Here is a 24549-nt window from a genome sequence, read left to right on the forward strand (position 1 = left end):
GCCGGTTGCCCGTCTTGGAATTTCGGCGCATGAACCGGCGGATCTCGGCTTTTCGGTCCGAATAAGACGAATGCGGGCAGGAAAGCTCTGTGGACCACGACGACAACAGTGCGGGCATCGAGGCCCACCGTCGTGCGGCCCTCGCACGCTATGGCATCCTCGATACCGAGGCCGAGGCTGATTTCGACGATATCGTGAAAGCGGCGTCGGCGGCCTGCAATGTGCCGATCTCGTTGATTTCCCTGCTCGATGGCGAACGGCAATGGTTCAAGGCCGAGACCGGTTTCGGCCAGAGGGAGACTCCGATCTCTTCCTCGATCTGCCGCTATGCCGTCCGTGAACAGGACGCGGTGTTCGAGATTTCCGACACGACCCGCGACGAGCGGACCGCCACGAACCCGCTTGTTACCGGCGATTCGCACGTTCGCTTCTATGCTGGCGTACCGCTGCAGACGGCGGACGGCGTGACCCTCGGAACGCTGTGCGTCCTCGACACCAAGCCGAACAGCCTCACCCCAGCGCAGATGCTCATCCTGCGCACGCTGGCCAAGCAGGTGATGGCCCTCCTCGATCTACGGCGGGCCCTACAGGACCGGCGCGAGAGCGACCGGCTCAACAAGGCGATCCTGGAGAGCGCTGTCGATTACGGCATCATCTCGATGGACCTGTCCGGCCAGGTCACGAGCTGGAACACCGGGGCGGAGCGCGTCCTCGGCTGGACCGAGGCGGAGATGTGCGGCGAGTACGCCCATGTCTTCTTCACAGTGGAGGACATCGAGAACGGCTTGCCCGAGCAGGAGATGGGCGCGGCGCTGATGCATGGCCGGGCCAGCGACGAGCGCTGGCACAAGCGGAAGGATGGGTCCCTGTTCTGGGGGCTCGGCGAGATGATGCCGCTGAGGAACGAAGACGGGAATCCCGAGGGCTTCATCAAGATCCTGCGGGATCGCACGGAACAGCGTCTCGCGAGCCAGAAGCAGCACAACGACACCGAGTTCATGCGCAGCGTCCTGGCCTCCTCGGCCGATTGCATCAAGGTCCTGGACCTCGACACGAGGCTCACCTTCATGAGCGAAGGCGGGATGCGCGTGATGGAAGTCAGCGACTTCAACGCGATTAAGAACTGTCCCTGGCCCGATTTCTGGCAAGATCAAGGTCACATCCAGGCTCGGGAGGCTGTCGCTGCCGCCAAGGCCGGGCGCACGGGCCATTTCCAGGGCCTCGCCAACACCATGGCGGGAAATCTCCGGTGGTGGGATGTGCAGGTTACGCCGATCCTCGACGCCGAAGGGCAGCCGGAGCGTTTGCTGTCGGTCTCGCGCGACATCACCGTCCAAAAGAATGCCGAGCAGCTGATCAGCGCCAGCGAGGCACGCTGGCGCGGCCTGTTTACCAGCATGCAGGAAGGCTTCTTTCTTGCCGAGCTTATCCGCGACGCGGCGGGACGGCCGCTGGATTACCGATTCCTGGAGATCAACCAGGCTTTTGCTCGGCAATCGGGCCTTCCCGATGACAGTGTCGGCCGGACCATCCGCGAACTCGTGCCCGATATCGAGCAATGGGTGATCGACCGCTATGCGACCGTCGTCGATACGGGCGAGCCAACCCTGTTCGAGATCACGGTCGCCGCTCTCGACCGCAGCTTCGAGGTTCGAGCTGGCCATGAGAGCGACCAGCGCTTCAGTTGTCTCTTTCTCGATGTCACCGAACGCGCACAGAACGAGACCCGCCGCCTCGCCATCGCGGAACTCGGTGACCGCCTTCGCCATCTGAGCGATCCTGTCACGATCTCCTTCACCGCGGCCGAGATCGTTGGCCGTACCCTCGGACTGTCCCATGCCGGCTACGGCGCGGTGGACCAGGATCGCGAGACCATCCTCATCGGCCGGGGCTGGTCCGCCCAGAATATTCCCCGTATCGACGGACTTCATCACTTCCGGGAATACGGCTCGTACATCGATGAGCTGAAGACCGGCGGGACAGTCCTGATTGAGGATGTCACCTCAGATCCGCGAACGGTGGCGGATGCAGCCTCGCTCATCCCCATTAGCATCCGATCGCTCTTGAACTTGCCCGTCATGGAGCACGGACGTTTCATGGCCTTGCTGTACGCGGCCAAGGACGTGCCCCATGCCTGGACGACCGAGGAAATCGGTTTCGTCCGCAACGTCGCCGACCGGACCCGCGCTGCGATCGCGCGGATCGAGGCGGAAGCGCAGCAGCGCGTGCTCAACCTCGAACTCAGCCATCGCATGAAGAACATGCTGGCGATGGTGCAATCCATCGCCACGCAGACCATGCGCAACGCCACCGACATCGCCACCGCGAAGGACGTGCTGGCGGGTCGTCTGATCGCTCTCGGCAAATCCCACGACCTGCTCCTCGGCGGCTCGCTCGGCGATACGCCCCTCAAGACGCTGATCGAGAGCACGCTGGAGCCTCACAAGGACAAGCCGGACCGGTTCGCCGTTCGTGGGCCCGCGCTGAATGTCGGCGCCAAGGCCGCGATGTCGCTCGCTCTCATCCTCCACGAACTCGCGACGAACGCAGCCAAATACGGCGCGCTCTCCGCCGCGAAGGGAAGCATCACCATCCTCTGGGAGATCCGCCCGCATGAGAGCGACGGCAGCGACCGGGTGCTGCTGCGCTGGGTCGAAGCCGGCGGGCCTCCCGTGCAGCCGCCGACGCGGACGGGGTTCGGCACGCGGCTGATATCGCGCGGCTTGGCCGGCAATTTCGGCGGTGAGGTTTCCCTCGATTACCGCATGTCCGGCGTGGTCTGCACGCTCGAAGCTTCATTGAAGGGTTTGCAAGCCGTCGATACCCCGCCCGATTTCCACTAGGCGGCCGGCATCGCGCACCGACGCGCGCTGGGAGGTTGGAACCGGGGGTCAGTCTGCCCGGATTTGATTGCGCCCCGCCCCATTCGAGTGGGGCGTGCAACTGCAACCGAACGATCCGGCTTCGGTCTTCCGCTGCGACGTCTCGCAGGTCAGGAGATGCTGCAACAGCGTCTCCAGGTCGTCCTTCTGGTAGGGCTTCTGCATCACCGGGACGGTGCGATAGGCGGGCTCGACACCGGCCGCCCCGTAGCCTGTGGCGAAGAGGAATGGGATGCAGCGCTCGAACAGCTTGTCGGCTACGGGATAACTGCGCGCGTCGCCGAGATTCACGTCCAGGACAGCGAGATCGAATGTCTCCGCTTGCAGGTTCCTCAACGCCTGTTCGAGGCGCATGGCGATCACGACCTCGCAGCCGAGATCGAGCAGCATGTCCTCGGCGAGCATCGCCACCAGGCTTTCGTCTTCCACCAGCAGGACGCGGCGCCCCTCGAGCATGCTCATGAGCCCTGTCGCCCCGTCACGATCTCCTGCCCATGCCAGCCCAAGGCCGTCAGGGGGATATCGAGGCGACAGACAACTCCGGTTGGCGCGAAATCGATCGCGGCGTTGCCGTCGAACTCCAAGGGCAATTGTCGCTCGACAAGACGGGAACCGAAACCCCTGCGCGTCGGGGGAGCCACTTCCGGGCCACCCGTCTCCGTCCAGGTCAGGGAAAGGCGCTCGCGCGCCCCATCGGATTTCAGCGTCCAAACGACGGTGACCCTGCCCTCGGGCACGGAAAGAGCACCGAACTTGGCGGCGTTCGTCATCAGTTCGTGCAACGCCATGGCCAGTGTCACGGCTACCTTGGGATGAAGACGGGTATCCGGGCCGGTGATCTGGAACCGGTTCGCGTCGGCCTCCGCCACCGCGTGGGGCGCGATCGCCCGCTCGACGACGCCGATGAGGCTGGCGCTCTCCCAGTTGGATTCGGTCAGGACGTTGTGAGCGTTCGACAAGGCCGTGACACGAGCGTCGAATACGGCGCGGGCCGGCTGGTCGGAAATGGCGCGGAAGGTCTGCGCCGCGATGGACTGGACGGTGGCCAGCGTGTTCTTCACCCGATGGTTCAGCTCGTTGGTCAGCAGCCTCTGCCGCTCGGCTGCCGCCTTCTCCTCGGTGATGTCGCGGACCTCGATGATCGTGCCGATAATTTTGGCGGCGTCGTCACGGATCGGGCTCGCGGTGAACCCGACAGGGTAGAAATGACCGTCCTTGTGGACGAACACCTCTTCGCCGCGTTCTTGGTTGTTCTCCGGGAAGGCACGGTCGATGGCGCATTCCTCCAGCGGGAACGGGCGGCCGTCGGGATAGGTGTGGTGGACGATGTCGTGAAGCGGGCAATCGCGCGCGAGCACTTCCCCGACGGTGAAGCCGGTAAGCAGTTCGGCGGCGCGGTTCATGTAGACGCAGTGCTGCCTGTCATCCATCAGGAAGATGGCCACCGACGCATTGTTCAGCACTGCGTTCAGACGGCGCTCGGTCTCGTGCAGCTGCGAGCCGCGGCGCAACGTCGGCAGGGATGTCGATGCTTCGGCGGAGGACAGGAAGGGCGGCCGGGTCGGCACGGAGCGGGCTCTCTGCGAAGATGGGCGACACCCGATGGTGCGCCGCAAGATCTTAACGGGTTCGCCATGGTCCGGCGAGGGGTATCCGGCTATCCTCGAAATCCTTGAAATCCTCGAAAACCTCAAGGGACGACAGGCGAAAGTGCGAGGAGCGAGGGTTTGTTCCGCCCAACCGCATTCGGTTGCACAGTCGATGTGCGCATGGGCAGGTGAGCCCCCGTTTGAGCCTCTGCCGAAGCCGGAACTTGCCGGAATGTCACTTTGCCAGGGCGACGTCGTGCCGATGCGAGACCGCAGGCTCGGAGCATGATGGATTTCGTCAATTTCCTCTATGGCGCGCCGATCTGGCAGATGGCCTGCATCATCAGCTCCATCTCCGTGGGTGGCACGGTGTTGGCCCTCCTGATGGTCGACAGGGTTTGGAAGAAGGATCGTCGGCGGTCCCACAACGATATCGCCGGCTTCTTCATCGCCGTCGTCGGTGTCATCCACGCGATCTCGATCTCTTCCCTGGCGATCACCGTCATGACGCGGAAGGACCGTGCCGAAACCCTCGTTTTCGAGGAGGCCGATAAAGTCGCGAGACTGGCGCGGGAGGTGACGACCCTTCCCGAACCGAACCGTGCTGCCATGCCTGCTCATCTGGCGACTGACGTTCAGGTGGTGATCGAGGAGGAGTGGCCCCAGTCGAGTCGGGCGGAGCGGGCCGTCGCGGGAACTCGGGTGCTGCACCGCCTATGGCTCGAAGCTGCGGCGCTGCCGCTGAAGGATCTGGCGGACGTTCTCACGGTGAAGGACTTTCGCAAGCACATCGACGATCTCTACGATCTCCATCGCGGACGAAGCGATCTGGCCATCAATGGCGTCGACCGGATCGTCTGGGCCGTCGTGCTTCTCGGCTCGATCTCGATGATCGCTTTCGCTGTCCTGTTCGGCGTCGAAAATTTCGCGGCTCATCTCTTGATGAGCTGCCTCCTGTCCTTCTCCATCGCTCTGGCCATGACGATGATCGTCGCCATCGACTGGCCGTATTATGGCTACGATTCCATCTCGGAGGACCTTTTCCTCGAACTGAGATCGGGATTGAGAGAGGGGTCGGCCCCCTGACGCTCACGATGCGGATCGGAGTGGACGGACGCCATGCCGCAAGCCCGGTGGGGGATTAAGCCCTTGATCGGGAGGGCACGCGCCCGAGTTCGGGCTGATGCCAAATCGTCCCGCTTCCAATACCACCGCCGGTGCCCCGGTCATTCCGGGTCTGGGTACCGGCGGCCCATCCACGTTGGTCTGCCTGCATTTCCTCGGCGGAAGCGCGCGGGAATGGGAACCGGTCGCAGCCTGTCTCGATGGCGTCGTTCGTCTGGTCGCGCTCGACCTGCCGGGGTTCGGAGATGCGGCTGACGTCCCGGGCTACACGGTGGATGCGATGGCGGATTATGTGGCCGCCCGCATTACGGCCGCCGATCCCGGAGACAGATGGTATCTCGCCGGCCATAGCATGGGTGCCAAGGTGGCCCTGGCCCTCGCCCGGCGCGCCGAGGACGGGGCGCCGGATCTGGCTGGGCTCGCTGGGCTGGTCCTGCTCGGCGGTTCGCCACCGAGTCCAGAGCCGATGTCCGACGACAAGCGGCAGGAGATGTTGGACTGGATTTCCGCGGATGCGGAGACCCGCCGGCGCAAGGCAGGAGAGTTCATCGACCAGAATACCGGTGCGCGCCTCAACGAACCGCGTCGAACCCGGGCGATCGAGGATGTGCTGCGTGCTGCTCCCGCCGCCTGGACGGCATGGCTTCGCGACGGCTCCCGAGAGGATTGGAGCCGCCGGATCGGCATCCTGCGCATACCGGCCGTGGTCGTGGGCGGAACCGAGGATGCCGATCTCGGCGTTACAGCGCAGGAGGCACTGACGCTTCCTCACCTGGCATCCGGCCGGCTCGTTGCCCTCGACGGTGCCGGACATCTCCTGCCCCTGGAGCGACCGGAGGCGGTGGCCGAGCTCATTACAGATCTCGTCGCGGAGGGGGCGGCGCGACGGTCTACCTCACCGGAGGTGCCGCAGCCCTACCGCGCGCTGATCAATTCCGACCGGGTGAACAGCCGTCTGAGGGCGGCGCTCATCGCCCGCGCCGAGCCCGATGCTTCGGAGTACCGGTCCACATGGTTCGACCCGATGGAACTCGCCCTCCTTCGCGCCGTCCTCGACCGGGTGCTCCCGCAGGACGATGCCGGCCGGATCGACATTGCTGCATGGATCGAGGCCCGGCTCGCTGCTGGAACCGGGGATGGTTGGCGCTTCGCCAAGCTGCCGGAGGACGGCGAGGCTTACCGTGTCGCGCTGAGCACGCTCGATGCCGCCGCGAGATCCGTCCACGAGACGGGCTTCCTGTCCCTCGGCGGGGCCGATCAGGACGCCCTCCTGCAAGCGGCCTCAGCCGGCGAGCGGCTCTCGCCCGAAGGGCCGACGCAGGGGTTCGACGCCGAAAGAATGAGCCTGTGGTTCGAGGATCTGCGCAGTGACGCGGTACGGATCTATCTGGCCCATCCCGCCAGCCTCGCGCGGATCGGCTTCGGCGGGATCGGTGCGGGTGGTGACGACACCGATCGTATGCCCGGCTTCGTACGGGTGGGGATCGGTGACCCTGAACCATGGGAATCTGCCGCCCTGGGTAAGACCGGCGGGGAGATCGGTCTGTGAAGCTCGATGCGATGCGTCGCTACGCAACCGATGACATCGTCGATGTGGTCGTCATCGGCACGGGGGCGGGCGGCGCGCCCGTGCTCGCCCGTCTCGCAGCGGCAGGGCTCACCGTCGTCGCCCTGGAGGCGGGGCCGAATTTCGATCCTACGCAGTTCGCGTTCGACGAAACGCTCGCGGATGAGATCTACTGGACCGAGGAGCGCCTCAGCGGCGGTTCGACACCGGAGGCCTTCGGCGCCAACAACAGCGGGACCGGGGTTGGTGGCTCCACCCTGCATTGGGGGGCTTTCACGCCGCGCGCCGACGAGCGCGACCTGCGTCTTCACTCCGAGACCGGGATGGGCGTGGATTGGCCGCTCGATTACGACGACCTGCTACCATTCTATGAGCGCGTCGAGGCGTTTATCGGCGTGTCCGGCTCCTCCCAGTACCCCTGGGATCCCGGCCGGCGCTATCCTCTCTCACCGGTCCCGCGCAACGCGCCGGCGCAGGTGATGGGCCAAGCCTGCGACCGGCTCGGCATTCGAACCGCCGACTCGCCTGCCGCCGTCGTCTCGCGCGACTTCTCCCAGGAGGGCGGCGGCCTGCGCCGGGGCTGCATCAGCTGCGGCTACTGCCACCAGGGCTGTCGCACCGGCGCCAAGACCAGCATGGATGTGACCTACCTGCCGCATGCGGTCTCCAATGGCGTGGAAATCCGTCCCGATTGTCGCGTGCACGGGCTCGAGCGTGACCGCGAGGGCCGGATCACGTCGGTGATCTACCGGCATGGCGGCATCGATCATCGGCAGCGTTGCGCGGCGGTCTACCTCTGCGCCGGGGCCGTGGAGACGCCCCGGCTCCTCCTGCATCTCGGGCTCGCCAACGGCAGCGGCCAGGTCGGCCGCAACTATATGGGCCATGTGGCGACCCAGGTCTGGGGGACGTTCGAGGCCGAGATGCGGATGAACCGGGGCTATCCCTCGTCGCTCATCAGCGAGGACATGGTCCGGCCCGATGATGCGGATTTCGCCGGCGGCTACCTGATGCAGAGTCTCGGCGTCCTGCCGGTCACCTGGGGCAACTCGGTGGCGCGGGGGCGCGGCTTGTGGGGGCGGGCGCTGACCGAACATCTCAATCGTTACAACCACATGGCGGGCATCGGGATCAACGGTGAGACCCTGCCCTGCGACGCCAACGTGCTGGTCCTCGCCGACGAGGTGGACGCGTTCGGGATGCGCAAGGCGCAGATCGATTTCGGCTATTCCTCCAACGAGGACCGGCTGAACGCCCATGCGACGCGGACCATGAAGGCGATCTGGGAAGCCGCCGGCGCCACCGACATCTGGGTGCTGGAGCGCGTCGCGCACACGATCGGCACCTGCCGGATGGGCATGGATGGCGACAGCGCCGTGGTCGATCCCCATGGCCGGAGCTTCGAGATTCCGAACCTCTGGATCAGCGATGGATCGACCTTCCCGAGTTCGCTGGCCGCCAACCCGGCCTTGACCATCATGGCGCTGGCCCTGCGCTCGGCCGAGGCGTTCCTCGGGCATCCCTCCTGACGATTCATCAGGAACGCCACCGCCATGCCCCGGTTGGATTCACCGCAACGCGACGAGGTTTCAAGCGCCATGACCACGAAGATCTCCACGACGAATGCCCGCGCGGATGCGCATGGCGAAATCCGCCTCGCCAAGGGTGAGCGGGTCGCCATGCGGATGTGGCGTCACGAGCCGCCGACGGACGACAAGCCGAGCGCCAGCCGGCCCTACGAGACGGTGGGATACGTCATTTCCGGCCGCGCCGAACTCACGGTCGGCGGCGAGACGGTGACCCTGGAGCCGGGCGATTCCTGGCTCGTCCCGGCCGAGGCCGAGCACACCTACACGATCCTCGAAGAGTTCACGGCGGTCGAGGCCACCGCTCCGCCGGCCGCGTAGCCTTTCATACCCGCCGCACCCAAGGCGGCGACGTGAGACCAGACATCAGAAGGGCCGGATCGATCGCGATCCGGCCCTTTTCGATATTCCGTTCCCGAAGAGAGACCCGCCCTACGCGCCGCCCCATTGCATGGTCAGGCCGCCATCCACCACGAGGGTATGGCCGGTGACGTAATCGGCGTCGTCCGAGGCGAGGTAGAGGATCGCCTTGGCGATCTCGTCGGGCTGGCCGGCGCGGTGCCACGGGATGCGTTCCAGGGAGGCTTCGAGCTTCTCCGGGTTCTCGAACCGGTCGCTGGTCATCGGCGTCTCGATCAGGCCGGGGGCGACGTTGTTGACGTTGATCTTGTCCTCGGCGAGCTCGCGCGACAGGCTCCGGCAGAGCGAGCCGACACCGGCCTTCGACATGCCGTAGGGCGCGCTTTCCGGCGTCGGCAGGTGCTGGGCCACCGACGAGACGATGACGATCTTCCCCCGCCCGCCATTGGCCCGCCGGACCTTGATGAAGGCACGGGCACAGAAAACCGGCCCCATCAGGTTGACCCGCAGGATCTGTTCGAGCTTGCCGTTATCCATCTCGGCCACCGGCATGCCGCTCATGGCCTGACCGGCATTGTTGACGAGGATGTCGAGAACGCCGAACTCGGCGGCCACCTTGGCGAAGGTCGCATCGACGGAGGCCGGGTCGCCGACATCATCTTGGATCACCAGGCATCTGCGCCCGGCGGCCTCGACCCGGCGCGCGGTCTCCCGCGCGCCGTCCGCGTCGGTGTTGTAAGTGATCGCCACGTCCGCGCCTTCGCGTGCGAACAACTCGGCCGCAGCCTGTCCGATACCGGAATCCGCCCCGGTGATCAGAGCGCGTTTGCCCTGCAACTTCATGTCGGTCCCATCCGTGCGAGAAGGGGTGCGCGGCCATTGCGTGGCCGGCGATCACCCGTGATCTTCAGGACAATGGGCCGAGGAAAACGCGGTTCCCGGGATGCGGCATCGGCGGGGAGGGACGTCCCTCCCCGGGCTCAGGTGATGACGCTGGGCTCGCTGCGCCCCGTGATGCCGGCGATGTCGGCGATGTCGCGCGCCGCCTGGACGACCGGGGCGAGGACGACATCCGGCGTCAGGTCGAGCCGGTCCGGGTCGCTCTCGTAGCGCTCGATATAGACCCTCAGCGTCGCCCCCGCCGTGCCGGTGCCGGAGAGGCGGTAGACCACGCGCGCATCCTCGGCGAAGCTGATGCGGATGCCCTGCTGCGCCGTCACGGAGCCGTCGACCGGGTCGACATAGCGAAAGTCATCCGCCGTGGAGACGGTGAGATCGCCGATCCGGCGGCCGGGCAGGCTCGCGACCTGCGCGCGCAACCCCTCCATGAGACGGTTGGCGCTCTCGGACTCGATCTCCTCGTAATCGTGGCGGGTGTAGTAATCGCGGCCGAACGAGGCCCAATGCTCGCGCACAATGGCGTCGGCGCGCTTGCCCGTCGCCGCCAGGATGTTCAGCCACAGCAGCACGGCCCAGAGCCCGTCCTTCTCGCGGACGTGGTTCGAGCCGGTGCCGGCGCTCTCCTCGCCGCAGAGGGTGATGAGGCCGGCATCGAGCAGGGTGCCGAAGAACTTCCACCCCGTCGGCGTCTCGTAGGCGGGAATGCCGAGCGACGCGGCGACCCGGTCGGCGGCACGGCTCGTGGGCATCGAACGGGCGATGCCAGCGAGGCCGGAGGCGTAGCCCGGCGCGCGATGGGCATGGGCGGAAAGGATCGCCAGGCTGTCGCTCGGGGTGACGAAGAGGCCGGGCGCCACGATCATGTTGCGGTCGCCGTCCCCGTCCGAGGCCGCGCCGAAATCCGGCGCGTCCGCGCTCAGCATCAGCTCGTAGAGCTCGTGGGCATGGACCGGGTTGGGGTCGGGGTGGTGGCCGCCGAAATCCTCCTCCGGCGTGCCGTTCACCACCGTGCCGGGAGGGGCACCGAGGGCGCCTTCCAGGATTGCGGTAGCGTAGGGGCCGGTCACCGCGCTCATGGCATCGAACCGCATGCGGAAGCCGGAGGCGAACAGGCGGCGGATCGCGTCGAAATCGATGAGTTCCTGCATCAGGGCCGCGTAATCGGCCACCGGGTCGATGATGGACACGACCATGCCGTCGATCCGAGCCTCGCCCACAATGTCGAGGTCGAGATCCGGCACGTCGGCGATGCGATACTCGGTGATCGCCTTCGTGCGCTCGTAAATGGCGGCGGTGACGGATTCCGGGGCCGGACCGCCATTGGCGGCGTTGAACTTGATCCCGAAATCTCCGTCCGGGCCTCCGGGATTGTGGCTCGCCGAGAGGACGATGCCGCCGATCGCGCTGTGCTTTCGGATGACGCAGGAGGCCGCCGGCGTGGAGAGGAGACCACCCTGGCCGACGAGAACCCGGGCGAAGCCGTTGGCGGCGGCGAGCTTGAGGGTCGTCTGCACCACCTCGCGGTTGAAGAAGCGGCCATCGCCGCCCACGACCAGGGTCGCGCCCTCGCGGTCGGGGATGATGTCGAAGATGGATTGGACGAAATTCTCGACGTAGCGGGGCTGCTGGAAGACGGGGACCTTCTTGCGAAGGCCCGACGTCCCGGGCTTCTGGTCAGAGAATGGCGAAGTCGGCACGTGCCTCGAAGTCATCCGCGAAAGCCCCTCGTTGTCGGCGGGGACAACACAACGGCTGGTCCGTTCCGGTCAACCACCCTGAATGGGTCGAGACGGAAACTTTCTTCGGAATCGTCTCGTCGCGCCTCCTTTGCCACGAAGGCGGGCGACGTCCCGTCGCGTCATCGCTTGGTGTTCGTCGCGACACCTTCGGAGAACGGGACCGCCAGAACGGTTTCGCCCGCTTCGTCGATGATTTCGAACGAGCGATCCAGAGCGTCGCTCAGGGTGGAGCCGCTGACGAGGGCGTTGGCGACGATCTGCTTGATGCCGATCATGACCTCGTCGCGCAGGTCGTCCAGGCCGTCGAACTCGTCTCCGTCCGGATCGAGATGGAGCCCGTCGCGATCGCGCAGGTTCAGAAAGTATCGCGGCATGCCGGTCTCCTACCGTAACGGCCAAGCCTAGACTGGGTGCGCCATGCGGCTGCCGCAAGGGAGATCGGGCAGGAAACCGCAGGCAAGAAACCGCAGGCAATAAACCGCGGGCAAGAAACTGCACGCAAAGAACCACAGGCAGGAAACCGGACGCAGCCCCCGCCTTTGGGGGCGGCGAGCCTGCTCAGAACATGGTCTGCCCATCCACCCGAAGGTAGCCGGCCTTGAATTCGGCAAGAGACCTCAGCCTGGGCCAGTCCAGGACCTTCAGGTTCTTGCCCTTGAGTTCGATCAGCCCCCGCCGTCTCAGCTCCTGCAGCGAGCGGTTGACGTGGACGGTCGTCATTCCCGTCGTGTCCGCCAGTTCGTGCTGCGTCATGGGGAGATCGCAGCTATCCTCCGTGGCCAGGCCGACAGCCCGCAGCCGGACGAGGAACTCGCAGAAGAGATGCGCGATCCGCTCCAGAGCCGACCGGCAGCCGATATTCACCAGCCATTCGCGCAACGTCGCCTCGTCGATCAGGGCGGAGATGCGCATCGCCCGGGCGATCGCCGGATGGTTCTCGGTGATCTCTCTCAGGGTCGTGGCGGAAACGCGTGCGACCTTGCAGGGGGATAGGGTCGCGATCGTATGGTCGAGCCGGTTCAGCAGGGCGATGTCGAGATCGCAGGTATCGCCCGGAACGAGATAGGCCGTGATCTGTCGGGCGCCGTTGGCGCGTTGCTTGAACCGGCAACCGATCCCTTCGGTGATGAAGATGATATCGCTCGGCGGCTCGCCTTCGCGGACGAGGTTGGTGCGGGCGGGAACGTCGCGGGCGACGGACGCGAGCCGATGAAGCGCGTCCCTATCGGCGTCGCTCAGTTCCACGAAGCCTTCCAGCTTCTGGATCAGAGGATTGAACACGCTATCCGCCGTATTCGAGAATCTATTCCGCGACAATGGTCGATATCTCTATGCGATCAACATCGGCTTTCGCCAAAAGTAGCATTCTTCGAAACGCGCTTTCAATGATCTATGACAATTGAAGGACGCGAACCGCGATTATCTTAAGATAATCGCTCTCGTACTAAAGTCGTAGTCATGCCCCGGTTCGACGCAAGGTTCGAGCCGGACGGGCGCCGCCCCCACCTCCTGCTGTGACTGATCGATTCCCGAAACCGTGGATCGTCAAGGCGAAAGGGGCTTGCTCGACCGCCAGATCCATGGGGATGATCATTTGCCGCATGCTCTCGTCTTCTTTGACTATACGTCCTCGCAAAAGTGCCAAAAGCTCCTGGTGGGCCACATGACCGTAAAGACGGCTCCGATAGCAGCTGTAGGGAAGGTGAGGCATCGATCGCGAAAGTTCTAGTTCAGGCCACGGGGCGAGCGCCTCGATCATATCGAAGACGAGATGTCGATTCTAGGACGGTGATACGCAAAAGGAAGACGGTGAATAAGGTCGGCCAGACGCTTGGTACGGATCATGACCATCGCCGGGGATGAGATCGACGTTCATCGAAGCCTGAACACGTTGGGGGCGGTCCAGGGATCAACTCTCCGCGGCATCCTCGGCGATGAGGCGGCGGTACTCCGCCTCCGGTATGCCGTAGCTTTCGCCCGCGATGAGCTTGAGCTTGTCGCGATTGACGATCTCGATGTGAGACCTCCGGGCCCGGACCGTGCCGGCGCCTTCGAGGATATGGATCGTCGTCGTCACCCCGGGGCGATGGACGCCGAGCATGACGGACAGGAATTCGTGCGTGATGGGAAACTCATCGCCCGAGACACGGTCGTGGCACATCAGCAGCCAACGAGCCAGCCGTTCTTCCAAAGTATAAGAACCGTGCGACAAGGCTGTCTGGGCGGTGAGAAGCTGAAAGATGTGAGCATAGCGCATCATCAACTTGCGGAAGGCAGGTCTTTCCTCGACCAAGCTGCGGAACGAGGCCTTGTCCACCTGCAGCGCTTCGCCGTCGATCTGCATGAAGGTTTCGTGGGGCGTGGATTCCACGTCGAACAGCAGCGGTAGGCCGCTGGCTCCCTCCGAGCCGATGATCCCCACCTCGATGCGCCTGCCTTCGCGGGTGCCGACCACCACCGAGGCGACGCCGCTCTCGATGAAACGCATATGGGTCAAGGGCTGGCCGGGTTGGATGAGGACGTCCTTCCGCTTCAGCGTGACCGGCTCGAGAACGGTTTCGATGGCCGCATAATCGTCGGGGTGCATCCGGGAGAGAAGGCTGTTGCGAACGTGTTTTTGAGAAGGAATGACCATGCAATTGCCCCGAAGAGTCGGCGTCCGGTTTACGCGCCGCTCATCAACCCCAAACGCCGAACGTACCATAGCAACTGCGTCACGGGTCCAACAAATGATAGGCGGTGATTTGTGGATTATGAGCGTTTTTGGCGTTCTTTGTGCGTAATTCGACATTCGGCATGATCGAGTCCCTGTCTCGGGATCTCTGACGCGCCCGATCGAGACGATCGGCATCCTTGGCCGCTCGCCTCGATTTCCTTTTCCGGCCGGGCGGGACGAAGGGATTGCGGGTCCGAATACGCTTTCGGGCGATGCCGCCCGGAGGGATCATGTTGCTGCCGGGCGAGATTCCGTCATCGCGGCGCGGGAATTGCAGCCGTGGTTTCACGGGGCGAGCAAGGACTGGTTTCCAGCCGCGTCACGGATGATGGGAGATTCGTTTCGGCCGTCGGGCATGCGGATTGTCACGTCGACCGGCGTGCCGTGGCCCTCGGATTCATGGCCTTGGATTCACGCCCTCGGATTCATGGCCTCGGATTCTTGCATGGCCTGCATGAGGAATGTCGAATTGTCATGGCTCTGCGATAAGCTTAACCGTTTGAAGCCTCTGGGGTTAAGTCGCCGCAGATACATGTCTATGGCCGAAAGATCATAGATCCGACTTTTGAAACGGAGATGTCAGTGCCTAATTTTCTCAAAGCACTCGTCATGACGGTGATTGCTTTTGTTTCGATTTACTATCTGACCGGTAATTCGACGATGGCAGTGGCGCTATCTCTCATCCCTCTCCTGCTCGGCCTGGTGGGAGTGATGCATGGGTTTGCCTATAGTTTTGCTGCACTCTGCCTGGTCTGTGCGGTAGCCTGGTCGGTTGCTCCCCAGGAGACCAAGACGATGGTACGGGCCGAGGTGGAGAAGACCGGCGTCAAGATCACCGCAAAGTAGCGCCGATCGGGCCGGGCGAGGGGATGCGGGACGGGGGGCCTCGGTGCCCCCCCTCCGATGCCGTCGCCGGCGCGTCGCTTGCCCTCGCTTTGGCGCGTTCGACACTGTTCTGGTAGGGTCACCGCAGGGCTCGCGTGCGAGATCGGTGCGGGATGGGTTCGATGCCGGGGGAAGAGGGCAGGGGCGGGGCGGCCACGCGTCTTTTGATCGTCGACGACCATCCGCTGTTCCGCGATGCGTTGGCGAGCGCCGTCAAGCTCGCCTTTCCCGAAGCGGCGATCGCGGAGGCCGAGGGGATCGTCAGCGCCATGGCGGCCCTGACGGCCGACAGCCGAATCGATCTCGTGCTGCTGGACCTGTCGATGCAGGGCGTCGTCGGATTCGACGGCCTGATCTCGATCCGCTCCCGTTTCCCGCGCGTTCCGATCCTCGTCGTGTCCGGCCTGGAAGATCCGCGCATCATGCGCGAGGCGCTGCGGCACGGCGCGGCCGGGTTCGTGCCGAAGGCGGTCGACAAGGCGACGCTGACCCGTGCCATCGCGGACGTTCTGGGTGGAGGCCTGTCGATTCCGGCGGCGCTCTCCGGGCCCGCGGCGGATCTGGCCCCTCCGGCGACGCAGCTCGCGGAGCGGATCGCCCGCCTGACGCCGCAGCAATTACGGGTCCTCCTGATGATCCGGCAGGGAAAGCTGAACAAGCAGATCGCGCACGAGCTTCAGGTCGGGGATTCCACCGTCAAGGCGCATGTCTCCGAGATCCTGCGCAAGCTCGACGTCATCAGCCGCACCCAGATCGTGATCGAGACGGCCCTGCTCGACTTCGACCAGATCCGCGCCCCGCAGGCGGGGTGAGCGCGGGTCGCCGCTCCTCGGCCGAACCGCGCCGTCCCGGGGCCGATACTCACGGGAATGTGCCCGGGGGCGGGCGAAGGGCAGGGGGCCGGACGTTGCATCCATGGCGGGCATGGCCGATGACGGAGCGTGGTGCGACGACCGACGGCACGGGGCGCGTCGCCACACCGATCGCGGCCACGCTCCGGTCCGTCGCGATCCCATCCCCCTCCATCCGTTGAAGCGAGTGCGATCATGAAGAACTCGACGTTGCGGCTCGTCCTGCTTGCCGGGATGCTCACCGGATTGCCCATGACGGACGCCTCCGCCGCCGTGGGTGGCCGTATCGGCGCCTGCAAGCAGGAGCTGAAGGCCAAGGGCCTAAAGGGCGACGAGCGCAAGACGTTCATGAAGTCCTGCAAGGACGATGCGCGCAAGGCGTGCAAGGAGGAGGCGAAATCCGCCGGCTCGGACAAGGCCGACCGGCATGCCTTCATCAAGTCCTGCCTGAAGGGCGACGACGCCTCCGGAGCGACCACCGCCCCCACGGCCCCCGCAGCAAATGCGCCTGCCCCGAATGTACCCGCCCCGACGGCGCCCGGCTCGACCGTGCGCTCCGGCATGATACCGGAGGCGACGCCCCCGGCTCCTAAGCCCTGAAGCGCCAGACGCTGCTGCGCTTGATCTCCGCATCCTCGAGGGAGCGGCTCACCGGCACCTCGTAGGTCGCGAGGATGTCGAGCCGGTCCCTCGGCAGGTAGGAACGGCCGGGATCGCCGATGAGGATGGTGGCGCCCTGCTCATGCAGGGCCGCCAGCCAGTCGGTGACCCGGCCGGCGATGTCGCTCTCGTAGAAGATGTCCGCGACGAGGATCGTCGTGACGCCGAGATCGGCCGGCCGCGAACCGATGAGGTCGTCGAGGACGGGCGTGATCCGTTCGCCGACGCCGTTGGCTTCGGCATTGAGGCCGATGGCCGCGATGGCGAAGGCGTCGAGGTCGCTCGCCGTCGCATGGGTGGCGCCGGCCAGCGTCGCCGCGATCGCCACCAACCCGGAGCCGGAGGCGAAATCGAGGATCCGCTGTCCGGCCACGAGGTCCGGGCGGTCGAGGATATGCCGGGCCAGGGCTTGCCCGCCCGCCCAGGCGAAGGCCCAGAACGGCGGCGGCAGGCCGATGGAATCGAGCTCGTCCTCCGTCTTCTGCCAGAGATCGGTGGCCTCGTCGGCCACATGCAGCACGATCTCCGGTGCGTGGGGGACGGGCAGAAGCCGCGTATTGGCGCGGATGAAGCGAAGTGGATCGACCGAGGGTGTCATGAGCGGATGAGATCCGCGTAGAGGCCCGTTACCGCCTGCATCACCGCATCCTCTGTGAAGCCGCCCTCGACCACGCGTCGCCGCGCGGCCTCGCCCATCCGCGCCACGAGGAGCGGATCGGCGGCGAGCCGGACCATGGCGGCAGCGAGGCTCCGCGCATCGTCCGGCGGGACCAGCATGCCCTCGATTCCCTCGCGAACCAGCGTCCGGCAGCCGGGCACGTCGGTGGTGAGAAGGGCTCGCCCGCAGGACGCCGCCTCCAGCAACATGCGCGGCAGGCCTTCGCCGCCCCGGGAGGGCAGGCATCCGACATGGTGCTCCGCCCAGACGGCGCTCACATCGCGAGTCGGGCCATGCCAGGTGATGCCGTCCCGGCTCCAGGAACGCAGGGTCTCTTGCGGGATCGCCCTTCGGTTCGAGGCGTCGGGGGCACCGTAGAGGGAGAGCTCCACCGCCGCGCCCTCAGCGCGAGCGAGGCGCGTCGCCTCCACGGCTGTGTCGATGCCCTTCGACCACAGCATCCGCGCCACGACGGCGATGCGCAGGGGCGGGGAGGGCGGTTGCGGGGTCTCTGCGAGCGAGGCCGGGTCGATGCCGGCCCCGCCGACGATGGTGACGGCCGTGTCGGCTGGATCGAGGCCGAGGGCGATGGCGTCGTCCGGGTTTTCGAACAGGAACCGAGTCTGTTTCGAGGCGAGCGGTCCACGGATCAGCTGGCGCAGGGCAATGCGGGCCATGCGTCCCGCGACGTCGGCGCGCGCGCCCATCAGGCCGAGCCCGGTCAGGGCATAGACCCGGCCTGAGATGCCCGCCATCGCCGCCGCCGTCCCGCCGACGAGGATCGAGCGCAGCGCGATGCAATGGACGATATCCGCCTTCAGCGCCTTCAGGATCGCCGCGAGCTGGCCCGCCGCATAACCCGCCGCCATGGGGTTGAGGCTGGAGCGCTCGGCCTCCAGCTCGACCACACGCGCCCCCGTCGCCTCGATCACCGCCCGGTGGTCGCGCACGCGGGTCACCACCGCCACGGACAGGCCCATCGCCACGGCGGCCCGCGCCATGGGAAGGAAGTGCGAGGCGAAGAACCAGTCCTCGGTGACGACGAAGACGATCCGCTTCATCGGCGCGGAGGAGGGCGAAGGGGACGTGGCCATGAGAGAGGCTGTAGCACGCCGCCGCTCCGGGGCGAGGCGAATGGCAGGAGTGTTATGGCAAGAGGGAGACAGGTTGAACGAGGACGTGCCTGTCAGGCATCGCCCCGGCGAGACATCGCGCCGCCGCCCCGGTTCGGAACGCCGCCCGTGCCCGGCCGGTTGACGGTTCCTGACGATCGACGGGAGGCGGGTGATGGCGATGGATCGCGAAGAGGACGGCGTTGTCGCCGATCCGCGGGATGCGGCCATCGAGGCAGGCCTGACCTATGTCGATGCCGACCGTCCGGGGCTCACGCGCCGCAGGAGCGGAACTGGGTTCTCCTATCGCGATGCCAAGGGCAAGCCCGTCCGCGACCCTAAGATCCTGAAGCGGGTCCGGTCCCTGGCGGTCCCGCCGGCCTATACCGATGTCTGGATCTGCCCCCGCGCCGACGGCCATATCCAGGCCACGGGACGGGACGCCAAAGGGCGGAAGCAATACCGCTATCACCCTGATTTCCGGCAGGCGCGCGACTCGACCAAGTTCGAGCACATCATGGCCTTCGCCGACGCCCTGCCCGCCATCCGGGCGCGGGTGGAGGAGGATATGAGCCGTCGCGGGTTGTCCCGCGAGAAGGTGCTCGCCACCATCGTCCACCTCCTTGAGGCGACGCTGATCCGTGTCGGCAACGACGATTACGCCCGGACCAACAAGAGCTACGGCCTCACCACCCTGCGCGATCCCCATGTGACCGTCGCTGGCGCGGAGCTGACGTTCCGCTTCAAGGGCAAGAGCGGCAAGATGTGGAACCTGTCGGTGAAGGACCGGCGCGTGGCCCGCATCGTGAAATCCTGCCAGGACCTGCCGGGCCAGGAACTGTTCCAGTATATCGACGACGCGGGCGAGACGCGCGACGTCACCTCGGCCGACGTGAACGCCTATCTTCGCGAGATCACCGGGCAGGAGATCACCGCCAAGGATTTTCGGACCTGGGCCGGCACGGTGCTGGCCGCCCTGGCCCTCCAGGAATTCGAGGCGTTCGACAGCGCGGCCAAGGCCAAGAAGAACCTGCGCGCGGCCATCGAGAGCGTATCGGCGCGGCTCGGCAACACGCCGACGATCTGCCGCAAATGCTACATCCACCCCGAAATTCTCGACGGTTATCTGGAGGGCGCGCTGCTGATCCAGGTGGCGGATGCGGTGAAGGACGAGTTGCGGGACGATATCGCCCGGTTGAAGCCCGAAGAGGCGGCGGTTCTCGGATTGCTGCGGGCGCGGCTCGAAAAGGCGAAGGGCACCGTCTCGGTCAAGACGAAGGTGCCGGCCAAGGTAAAGGCCAAGAGTTCGACGCAAGCTAAGAGTTCGACGAAGGCCAAGGCCATGGGGGCTGCGACGGGCGAAGTGACGTCGCGCAAGCGACGTTCCGGCTCGGTGAAGCCCGAGGCCCGAGCGACGGCATAGGCGGGGACCGGACATCGCATGACCGAAATCTACCGGACGGTACCCGCCCTGAACGTCCGCGATGAGTGGGAAGTCGAGGCTGAGCCCAGCCTCGTTCCGGTGCGCTGCGCTTGGCGACGCGCTTTGCAAGCCGATTGATGCTGGGAGCGTCTCGGGATGGTCACGCCTGATTGTAACCAACGGCATCGCAGCGGTTTTAGCTGACTTGGGGGTCCACACGGCCTAGAGCGCTCTCCGCCGAAGTGGGTGCCGGTTCGGCGAAAAAGAGCGCGGCAGAACAAAGGCCTGGAGATGTGCCCCGACCCAACGTGGTCGGGCGCAGCTCTAGCCAGACCTGCCCGGCGTGAGCACCGGCGGCACCGGTTATGGTACGCTCCAACCGTCTGGCTCAATAAGCCGTGGCCCCATCACGCCATGTCGACATCAGCTTTCACCGCCTTGAAAAGCCTATTCGTCCGGTGTGGCATAGAATACGAGTCGTAGATGTCGATCCTCATCCACTACAAAGGACGAGTGGTCGAAAACGACTTGACCGATCCCGTCGATTAGAAAGATGCGCCGCCCCTCACAGCGCCCGTGGACGTCATGGCGGTTCCACAAAGCCTTGAATGGAGCCGAAACTTGTTCGAGCGTCTCTACCAACGCAATCATGTCGTCGTCGTCCGGCGCTCGCGCGAAGTCGCGCCGGAAGCTGGCAAGGACTTGTGGCGCTTGAGCATGCCAGTCGACGATACGTCCATTAAGGGCGTCGTCGGCAAACAGCATCCAGAGCATGTTGCGTTCCGCCGGATCGCGGATTTCGAAACCGAACAACCGGTCCGCCGCCGAATTCCAGCCGATCACGTCCCAGCGCAGATTGAGGACGTAGGCTGGACGCAGCGTTAAATCGTCCAGTAGACGGCGCACCAGGGGCGGCAACACGCAGGAGGTCTGCCCCGGCACTGCCGGGGGGCGCTGATGCGCAAGAAGAAACAGATGACGACGCTCGATCTCGTCGAGTTTGAGAACGCGCGATACGCTGTCGAGGAAGGCCGATGAGACCTGGATGGCGCGGCCCTGTTCTAGCCAAGTATACCAACTCAAGCCGACGCCTGCGAGCGCGGCAACTTCCTCCCGACGCAGCCCTGGAGTGCGACGCCGTTTGCCGGCAGGCAGTCCCACTTCGAGCGGCGACAGCGTCTCCCGCCGCTGACGCAAAAAGTCCGCCAGCTCTAGCCGTGTGCGATCCAGGCGGCACGCTATGCTGCTACTCATAGTAACCCCATAAATAACTCCATAGTAACAGTTTAAGTGGCGTGCGAAGCCATCGCAACAATGATGGAGCCGCCATGTCCACCGAACCCCACCCTGTCATCTCTCCTGCTCGTCACCCTTCGGTCGTGGCGCTCGTCACCCTCTTGCTCGGAGGCTTCATCACTGTTTTCGACCTCTTCGTGGTCAATGTCGCGATCCCGTCGATACAGACCGATCTCGGTGCCGGTTTTGCCGAGATCGGCTTGATCATAGCGGGTTACGAACTGGCCTTCGGGGTCTTGCTGATCGCGGGTGCCCGGCTCGGCGATCGGCATGGGCGACGGCGACTGTTTTCGCTGGGCATGATCGGCTTCGCCCTGACGTCTTTGCTCTGCGGTCTCGCGCCCGATGCCACGAGCCTGATCGTCGCCCGCTTCCTTCAGGGCGCAACGGGCGCACTGCTGTTTCCGCAAATCTATGCGCTGCTACGCGTGATGTACGATGAGGCCGGCCGACGCCGGGCCTTCAGCGTGTTGGGTATGTCACTGGGGTTGGCCGCGATCGCGGGACAGGTTCTCGGCGGCCTCATCGTGGAAAGCGATCTGTTCGGACTGGGTTGGCGCGTCATATTTCTTGTCAATCTGCCGATTTGCTTGGCTGCCGCGCTGTTGATCCAGACTCTCACAGAGTCGCACTCTTTCCAGGCCATGCGTGTCGACTGGGCTGGCATCGCTCTGGCCACGGCCGGACTATTGCTGCTGCTCCTCCCGCTTCTCGAAGGGCCAAGTAACGGCTGGCCATTCTGGACCTGGGCCAGCATGGCGATCTCGGTGATACTGCTCGTCGCCTTTCTGCGCTGGGAGCGTGGCGTTGCCCGACGTGGCGGGGATCCGGCGATCGACCTGCGGCTGTTTCAGAATGCCGGCTTCTCGATCGGATCGTTGGTGGTGCTGCTCATCTATTCCACCGCGACGTCCCTGTTTCTGTGTTTCGCGCTGTTGGTGCAATCGGGCCTCGGGCTTACGCCGCTGGAAGCCGGAATGGTGTTCGCTCCGGCCAGTATCGGCTTCGTTGCCGCCTCGCTCGTGGCTCCGTGGCTGGTGTCGCGCATCGGCGACATGGGAATCGTCGCGGGCGCACTGACCTATGCCGCCGGCATAGGCTGGCTCGCAGGAACCGCCTCGGGACTGGATAGCAAGGCCGACGCATTCGCTTTGGTGCCGCCGCTCATCCTGTTTGGATTCGGGCAAGGACTGTCGATGACGCCCTTGCTCAATCTGGTTCTCGGCTATGTCGAGGAACGCCATGCCGGGATGGCGGCTGGATTCATTTCGACCATGCAGCAAGTTGGGGGAGCCTTCGGCGTCTCGATTGTCGGCATCTTCTTCATGACGATCCTCAATAGGGATGCCGGCGAGGGCATGGCGCGCTTCGCGCGCTATGCCGACGCATTCTCAGGTGCCATGATCTACAACGTGGCAGCCATCCTGATTGCGTCGGCGCTGATCTGCTGGATCGTCCGGAAGAGAGCGATCTAATATGGATCGATGGCGAAAGCCCCCATTGGCGTGGCTCCGGCGCAGCCGAAAGCGCGTCCCGCAGGGCGACGTCATATTCTCTGCTCAGTGGCGCAACCTGCGAGCTTGGCGAATGGCAACTATCGCCCACCGATATACTTGAAATAGACTGGAGAACTTCCATCCGTCCTGGCCGTATCTCACTGCCTTACTGGGCGGCCTGTAAACGGGCGTTCCCGATTTCTGCAAACTGACGAAACCAGCCGTCACGTCCCTCCGTGAAGGTGGTGTCCGGGCTTCGGCTCGGTCGGTCGAGCCCAGGATTCGGCGCGGATTGATCGCCGGGATCATTGCTCGTCGATCGAAGCTCCCAGGCTTTTCATGATCTTCGTCAACTCGTCGGAATGCTCCTTGCCGCCGTCCGGTGACCTTCCGTCGGTGACGAGAAGGTTCCGCTCCTCCTCCGGTCGCGGTACGACCGAAAGGTAGAGCAGGACGGTCGGTTTGCCCTCGTATGTCGCGGGAAAGTCCGATTTCTCGATGACGAAGTGGGAGTATTCTTTTTCTTCCTGCTTGGGATGGCCGCTGAGCGCGACACCCTACCCCTGGAAGTACTTCTCGTGCTCGGACATCAGCTTGTCGTATTGCTTAGACTTGTAGGGAGAAGACCCAGGCACCAAGGGCTGCGTGGAAGCTTGGCAACGATTGGAGCACCTCGGGATCGCCGTGTTTCGAGATGATGGGGGTTCCACTGCGGTTAAATAAACGACGCTGAAAGCGGGCTGCTCCCAGCGGCGGTCACCCAACGGCGGATTTTTACCGCTGGCATCGACGCGAAAGCGCCCGTTCGGCGAATCCGGTCCTGCCTGCGTCTGGCGGGATTTTCTTCGGGGGCGCGGGTACGGCCGACGCGGCGAGCCGTCCCGTCACGCTTCCTCAGTGTCGCGCCATCGCTTCGATGATGGTCGAGCGGCCGTGCAGGCCGGTCTCGCTTTTGCCTTTCTCGGACTTGCCCTTGTCGCCTTTGCCCTGGCGCGGCATCTCGCTTTCGACGACGGGGGCCAGACCCAGTTGCCGTGCGAGGCAGACGAGGTCCTTCAGCCGGCCCGTCTGGGTCTTGCGACGAAGGTTGAGGCGATGCGTCTCCACGGTGCGGACGCTGAGGCTGAGGCGTCGCGCCACCTCCTTGTTGCTGAAACCGGCACTGAGAAACCGCAGGATTTCCGCCTCGCGGGGGGTGAGCCCTTCCCCGGCATCCGCCGCATCGGACGTTTCGACATTGGAGGTCGGGGCGTCCGCCTTGCCCGCCTGGGCCAAGCGGACGATGGTGGCGCTGATCTCCCGCGGGGTCGCCGATTGGGCGACCACCGCATCGATACCGGCCACGAGCAGATGGCGCAGGGTGTCGGCGGGCAGGCTCTGGAAGGCCGCCAGCACGCGCAGCCTCGGATGATTCTTCAGCGCGGTGATCCGGGCGAGGTCGGCCTCGCTTGCGTTCTCCCGCAGGAAGACCAGGGCGACGACGCTCTCGATTCCCGGACCGTCGAGCGGCAGATCGGCCTCGCTCACCGTATGCAGGCTGGGCTCATGCTCCAGGAAGGCCCTCAGGACAGGCCCGAGCCCCACGGGTTCGTCGACGATCAAAACTCCAACGGCCTGGTTCATGCCGCTCCCCCTTCTGTCCCATCGCGATACATCGCGCCCGGGCTGGTCAAGAGCGGTTCAAATCCCATTCCATCCGTTTAT

21 protein-coding genes are annotated in these 24549 nt (G+C 65.0%); 10 read left to right on the plus strand and 11 right to left on the minus strand.

Annotation, left to right across the window (positions count from 1 at the left end):
- Positions 1-89 precede the first annotated feature (89 nt).
- A complete protein-coding gene (locus tag IPV08_RS04315) occupies positions 90-2843 on the plus strand; it encodes a PAS domain-containing protein (protein WP_207410900.1) in 2754 nt (917 codons plus the stop codon).
- A 48-nt stretch (positions 2844-2891) separates the two neighbouring features.
- Here IPV08_RS04315 and IPV08_RS04320 read toward each other — a convergent pair whose 3' ends face one another.
- Positions 2892-3344 carry a response regulator gene (locus tag IPV08_RS04320; protein ID WP_207410901.1) on the minus strand — a complete coding sequence of 151 codons (453 nt, stop codon included), beginning with the start codon at positions 3342-3344 and terminating at the stop codon, positions 2892-2894.
- A complete protein-coding gene (locus IPV08_RS04325) occupies positions 3341-4450 on the minus strand; it encodes an HWE histidine kinase domain-containing protein (protein WP_207410902.1) in 1110 nt (369 codons plus the stop codon). Before IPV08_RS04325 ends, IPV08_RS04320 begins: the two co-directional genes overlap by 4 nt.
- A gap of 306 nt (positions 4451-4756) precedes the next feature.
- On the opposite strand from IPV08_RS04325, the gene IPV08_RS04330 reads away from it, so the two are divergent.
- The 4 genes from IPV08_RS04330 to IPV08_RS04345 all read left to right on the plus strand — a co-directional run bounded on the left by IPV08_RS04330 (position 4757) and on the right by IPV08_RS04345 (position 9070).
- Entirely contained in the window at positions 4757-5557 is an 801-nt protein-coding gene (locus IPV08_RS04330) for a DUF4239 domain-containing protein (RefSeq protein WP_207410903.1), read from the plus strand.
- 97 nt (positions 5558-5654) lie between these two features.
- Entirely contained in the window at positions 5655-7145 is a 1491-nt protein-coding gene (locus IPV08_RS04335) for an alpha/beta hydrolase (protein WP_207410904.1), read from the plus strand.
- Complete coding sequence (locus IPV08_RS04340; RefSeq protein WP_207410905.1) at positions 7142-8692, plus strand: GMC oxidoreductase; 1551 nt, start codon at positions 7142-7144, stop codon at positions 8690-8692. Before IPV08_RS04335 ends, IPV08_RS04340 begins: the two co-directional genes overlap by 4 nt.
- Positions 8693-8761: 69 nt before the next feature.
- Positions 8762-9070, plus strand: coding sequence for a cupin domain-containing protein (locus IPV08_RS04345; RefSeq protein WP_056428392.1), 309 nt, complete (start codon positions 8762-8764; stop codon positions 9068-9070).
- A 111-nt stretch (positions 9071-9181) separates the two neighbouring features.
- On the opposite strand, the gene IPV08_RS04350 is transcribed toward IPV08_RS04345, so the two are convergent.
- From IPV08_RS04350 to IPV08_RS04370, 5 genes are all read right to left on the minus strand, one after another.
- Entirely contained in the window at positions 9182-9952 is a 771-nt protein-coding gene (locus IPV08_RS04350; protein ID WP_207410906.1) for a glucose 1-dehydrogenase, read from the minus strand.
- A 137-nt stretch (positions 9953-10089) separates the two neighbouring features.
- A complete protein-coding gene (locus tag IPV08_RS04355) occupies positions 10090-11721 on the minus strand; it encodes an alpha-D-glucose phosphate-specific phosphoglucomutase (RefSeq protein ID WP_207410907.1) in 1632 nt (543 codons plus the stop codon).
- 146 nt (positions 11722-11867) lie between these two features.
- Positions 11868-12122, minus strand: coding sequence for a hypothetical protein (locus tag IPV08_RS04360; RefSeq protein ID WP_207410908.1), 255 nt, complete (start codon positions 12120-12122; stop codon positions 11868-11870).
- A gap of 184 nt (positions 12123-12306) precedes the next feature.
- A complete protein-coding gene (locus tag IPV08_RS04365; protein ID WP_244478163.1) occupies positions 12307-13029 on the minus strand; it encodes a Crp/Fnr family transcriptional regulator in 723 nt (240 codons plus the stop codon).
- A 628-nt stretch (positions 13030-13657) separates the two neighbouring features.
- Positions 13658-14539, minus strand: a complete 882-nt coding sequence (locus IPV08_RS04370) for a Crp/Fnr family transcriptional regulator (RefSeq protein ID WP_246747780.1) — start codon at positions 14537-14539, stop codon at positions 13658-13660.
- A 507-nt stretch (positions 14540-15046) separates the two neighbouring features.
- Between IPV08_RS04370 and IPV08_RS04375 the strand changes: the two genes are divergently transcribed.
- The 3 genes from IPV08_RS04375 (at position 15047) to IPV08_RS04385 (ending at position 16800) form a co-directional block, all read left to right on the plus strand.
- On the plus strand, positions 15047-15310 hold the full coding sequence (locus IPV08_RS04375) for a hypothetical protein (protein ID WP_207410909.1): 264 nt from the start codon (positions 15047-15049) through the stop codon (positions 15308-15310).
- A 161-nt stretch (positions 15311-15471) separates the two neighbouring features.
- Positions 15472-16161, plus strand: a complete 690-nt coding sequence (locus IPV08_RS04380) for a response regulator transcription factor (RefSeq protein ID WP_207410910.1) — start codon at positions 15472-15474, stop codon at positions 16159-16161.
- Between the two features lie 234 nt (positions 16162-16395).
- Positions 16396-16800 carry a PsiF family protein gene (locus tag IPV08_RS04385; RefSeq protein WP_207410911.1) on the plus strand — a complete coding sequence of 135 codons (405 nt, stop codon included), beginning with the start codon at positions 16396-16398 and terminating at the stop codon, positions 16798-16800.
- Here IPV08_RS04385 and IPV08_RS04390 read toward each other — a convergent pair.
- On the minus strand, positions 16790-17458 hold the full coding sequence (locus IPV08_RS04390) for a methyltransferase (protein ID WP_056428371.1): 669 nt from the start codon (positions 17456-17458) through the stop codon (positions 16790-16792). The genes IPV08_RS04385 and IPV08_RS04390 overlap by 11 nt on opposite strands.
- Complete coding sequence (locus tag IPV08_RS04395; RefSeq protein WP_207410912.1) at positions 17455-18612, minus strand: glycosyltransferase family 4 protein; 1158 nt, start codon at positions 18610-18612, stop codon at positions 17455-17457. Before IPV08_RS04395 ends, IPV08_RS04390 begins: the two co-directional genes overlap by 4 nt.
- A 199-nt stretch (positions 18613-18811) precedes the next feature.
- Between IPV08_RS04395 and IPV08_RS04400 the strand changes: the two genes are divergently transcribed.
- Complete coding sequence (locus tag IPV08_RS04400; protein WP_210348215.1) at positions 18812-20053, plus strand: DNA topoisomerase IB; 1242 nt, start codon at positions 18812-18814, stop codon at positions 20051-20053.
- Between the two features lie 447 nt (positions 20054-20500).
- On the opposite strand, the gene IPV08_RS04405 is transcribed toward IPV08_RS04400, so the two are convergent.
- Entirely contained in the window at positions 20501-21307 is an 807-nt protein-coding gene (locus tag IPV08_RS04405; RefSeq protein WP_207410914.1) for a helix-turn-helix transcriptional regulator, read from the minus strand.
- Positions 21308-21381: 74 nt separating this feature from the next.
- On the opposite strand from IPV08_RS04405, the gene IPV08_RS04410 reads away from it, so the two are divergent.
- The gene (locus tag IPV08_RS04410; RefSeq protein ID WP_207410915.1) at positions 21382-22824 is read left to right on the plus strand and encodes an MFS transporter; all 1443 of its coding nucleotides are present in this window, start codon (positions 21382-21384) and stop codon (positions 22822-22824) included.
- A gap of 915 nt (positions 22825-23739) precedes the next feature.
- On the opposite strand, the gene IPV08_RS04415 is transcribed toward IPV08_RS04410, so the two are convergent.
- Positions 23740-24468: a response regulator transcription factor gene (locus IPV08_RS04415; protein ID WP_207410916.1), complete on the minus strand. Its 729-nt coding sequence runs from the start codon at positions 24466-24468 to the stop codon at positions 23740-23742.
- Positions 24469-24549: the final 81 nt, after the last annotated feature.

Origin of the sequence: Methylobacterium sp. SD274, from assembly GCF_017355285.1 — a bacterium.
In the GTDB taxonomy this organism is placed as follows: Bacteria; Pseudomonadota; Alphaproteobacteria; order Rhizobiales; family Beijerinckiaceae; genus Methylobacterium.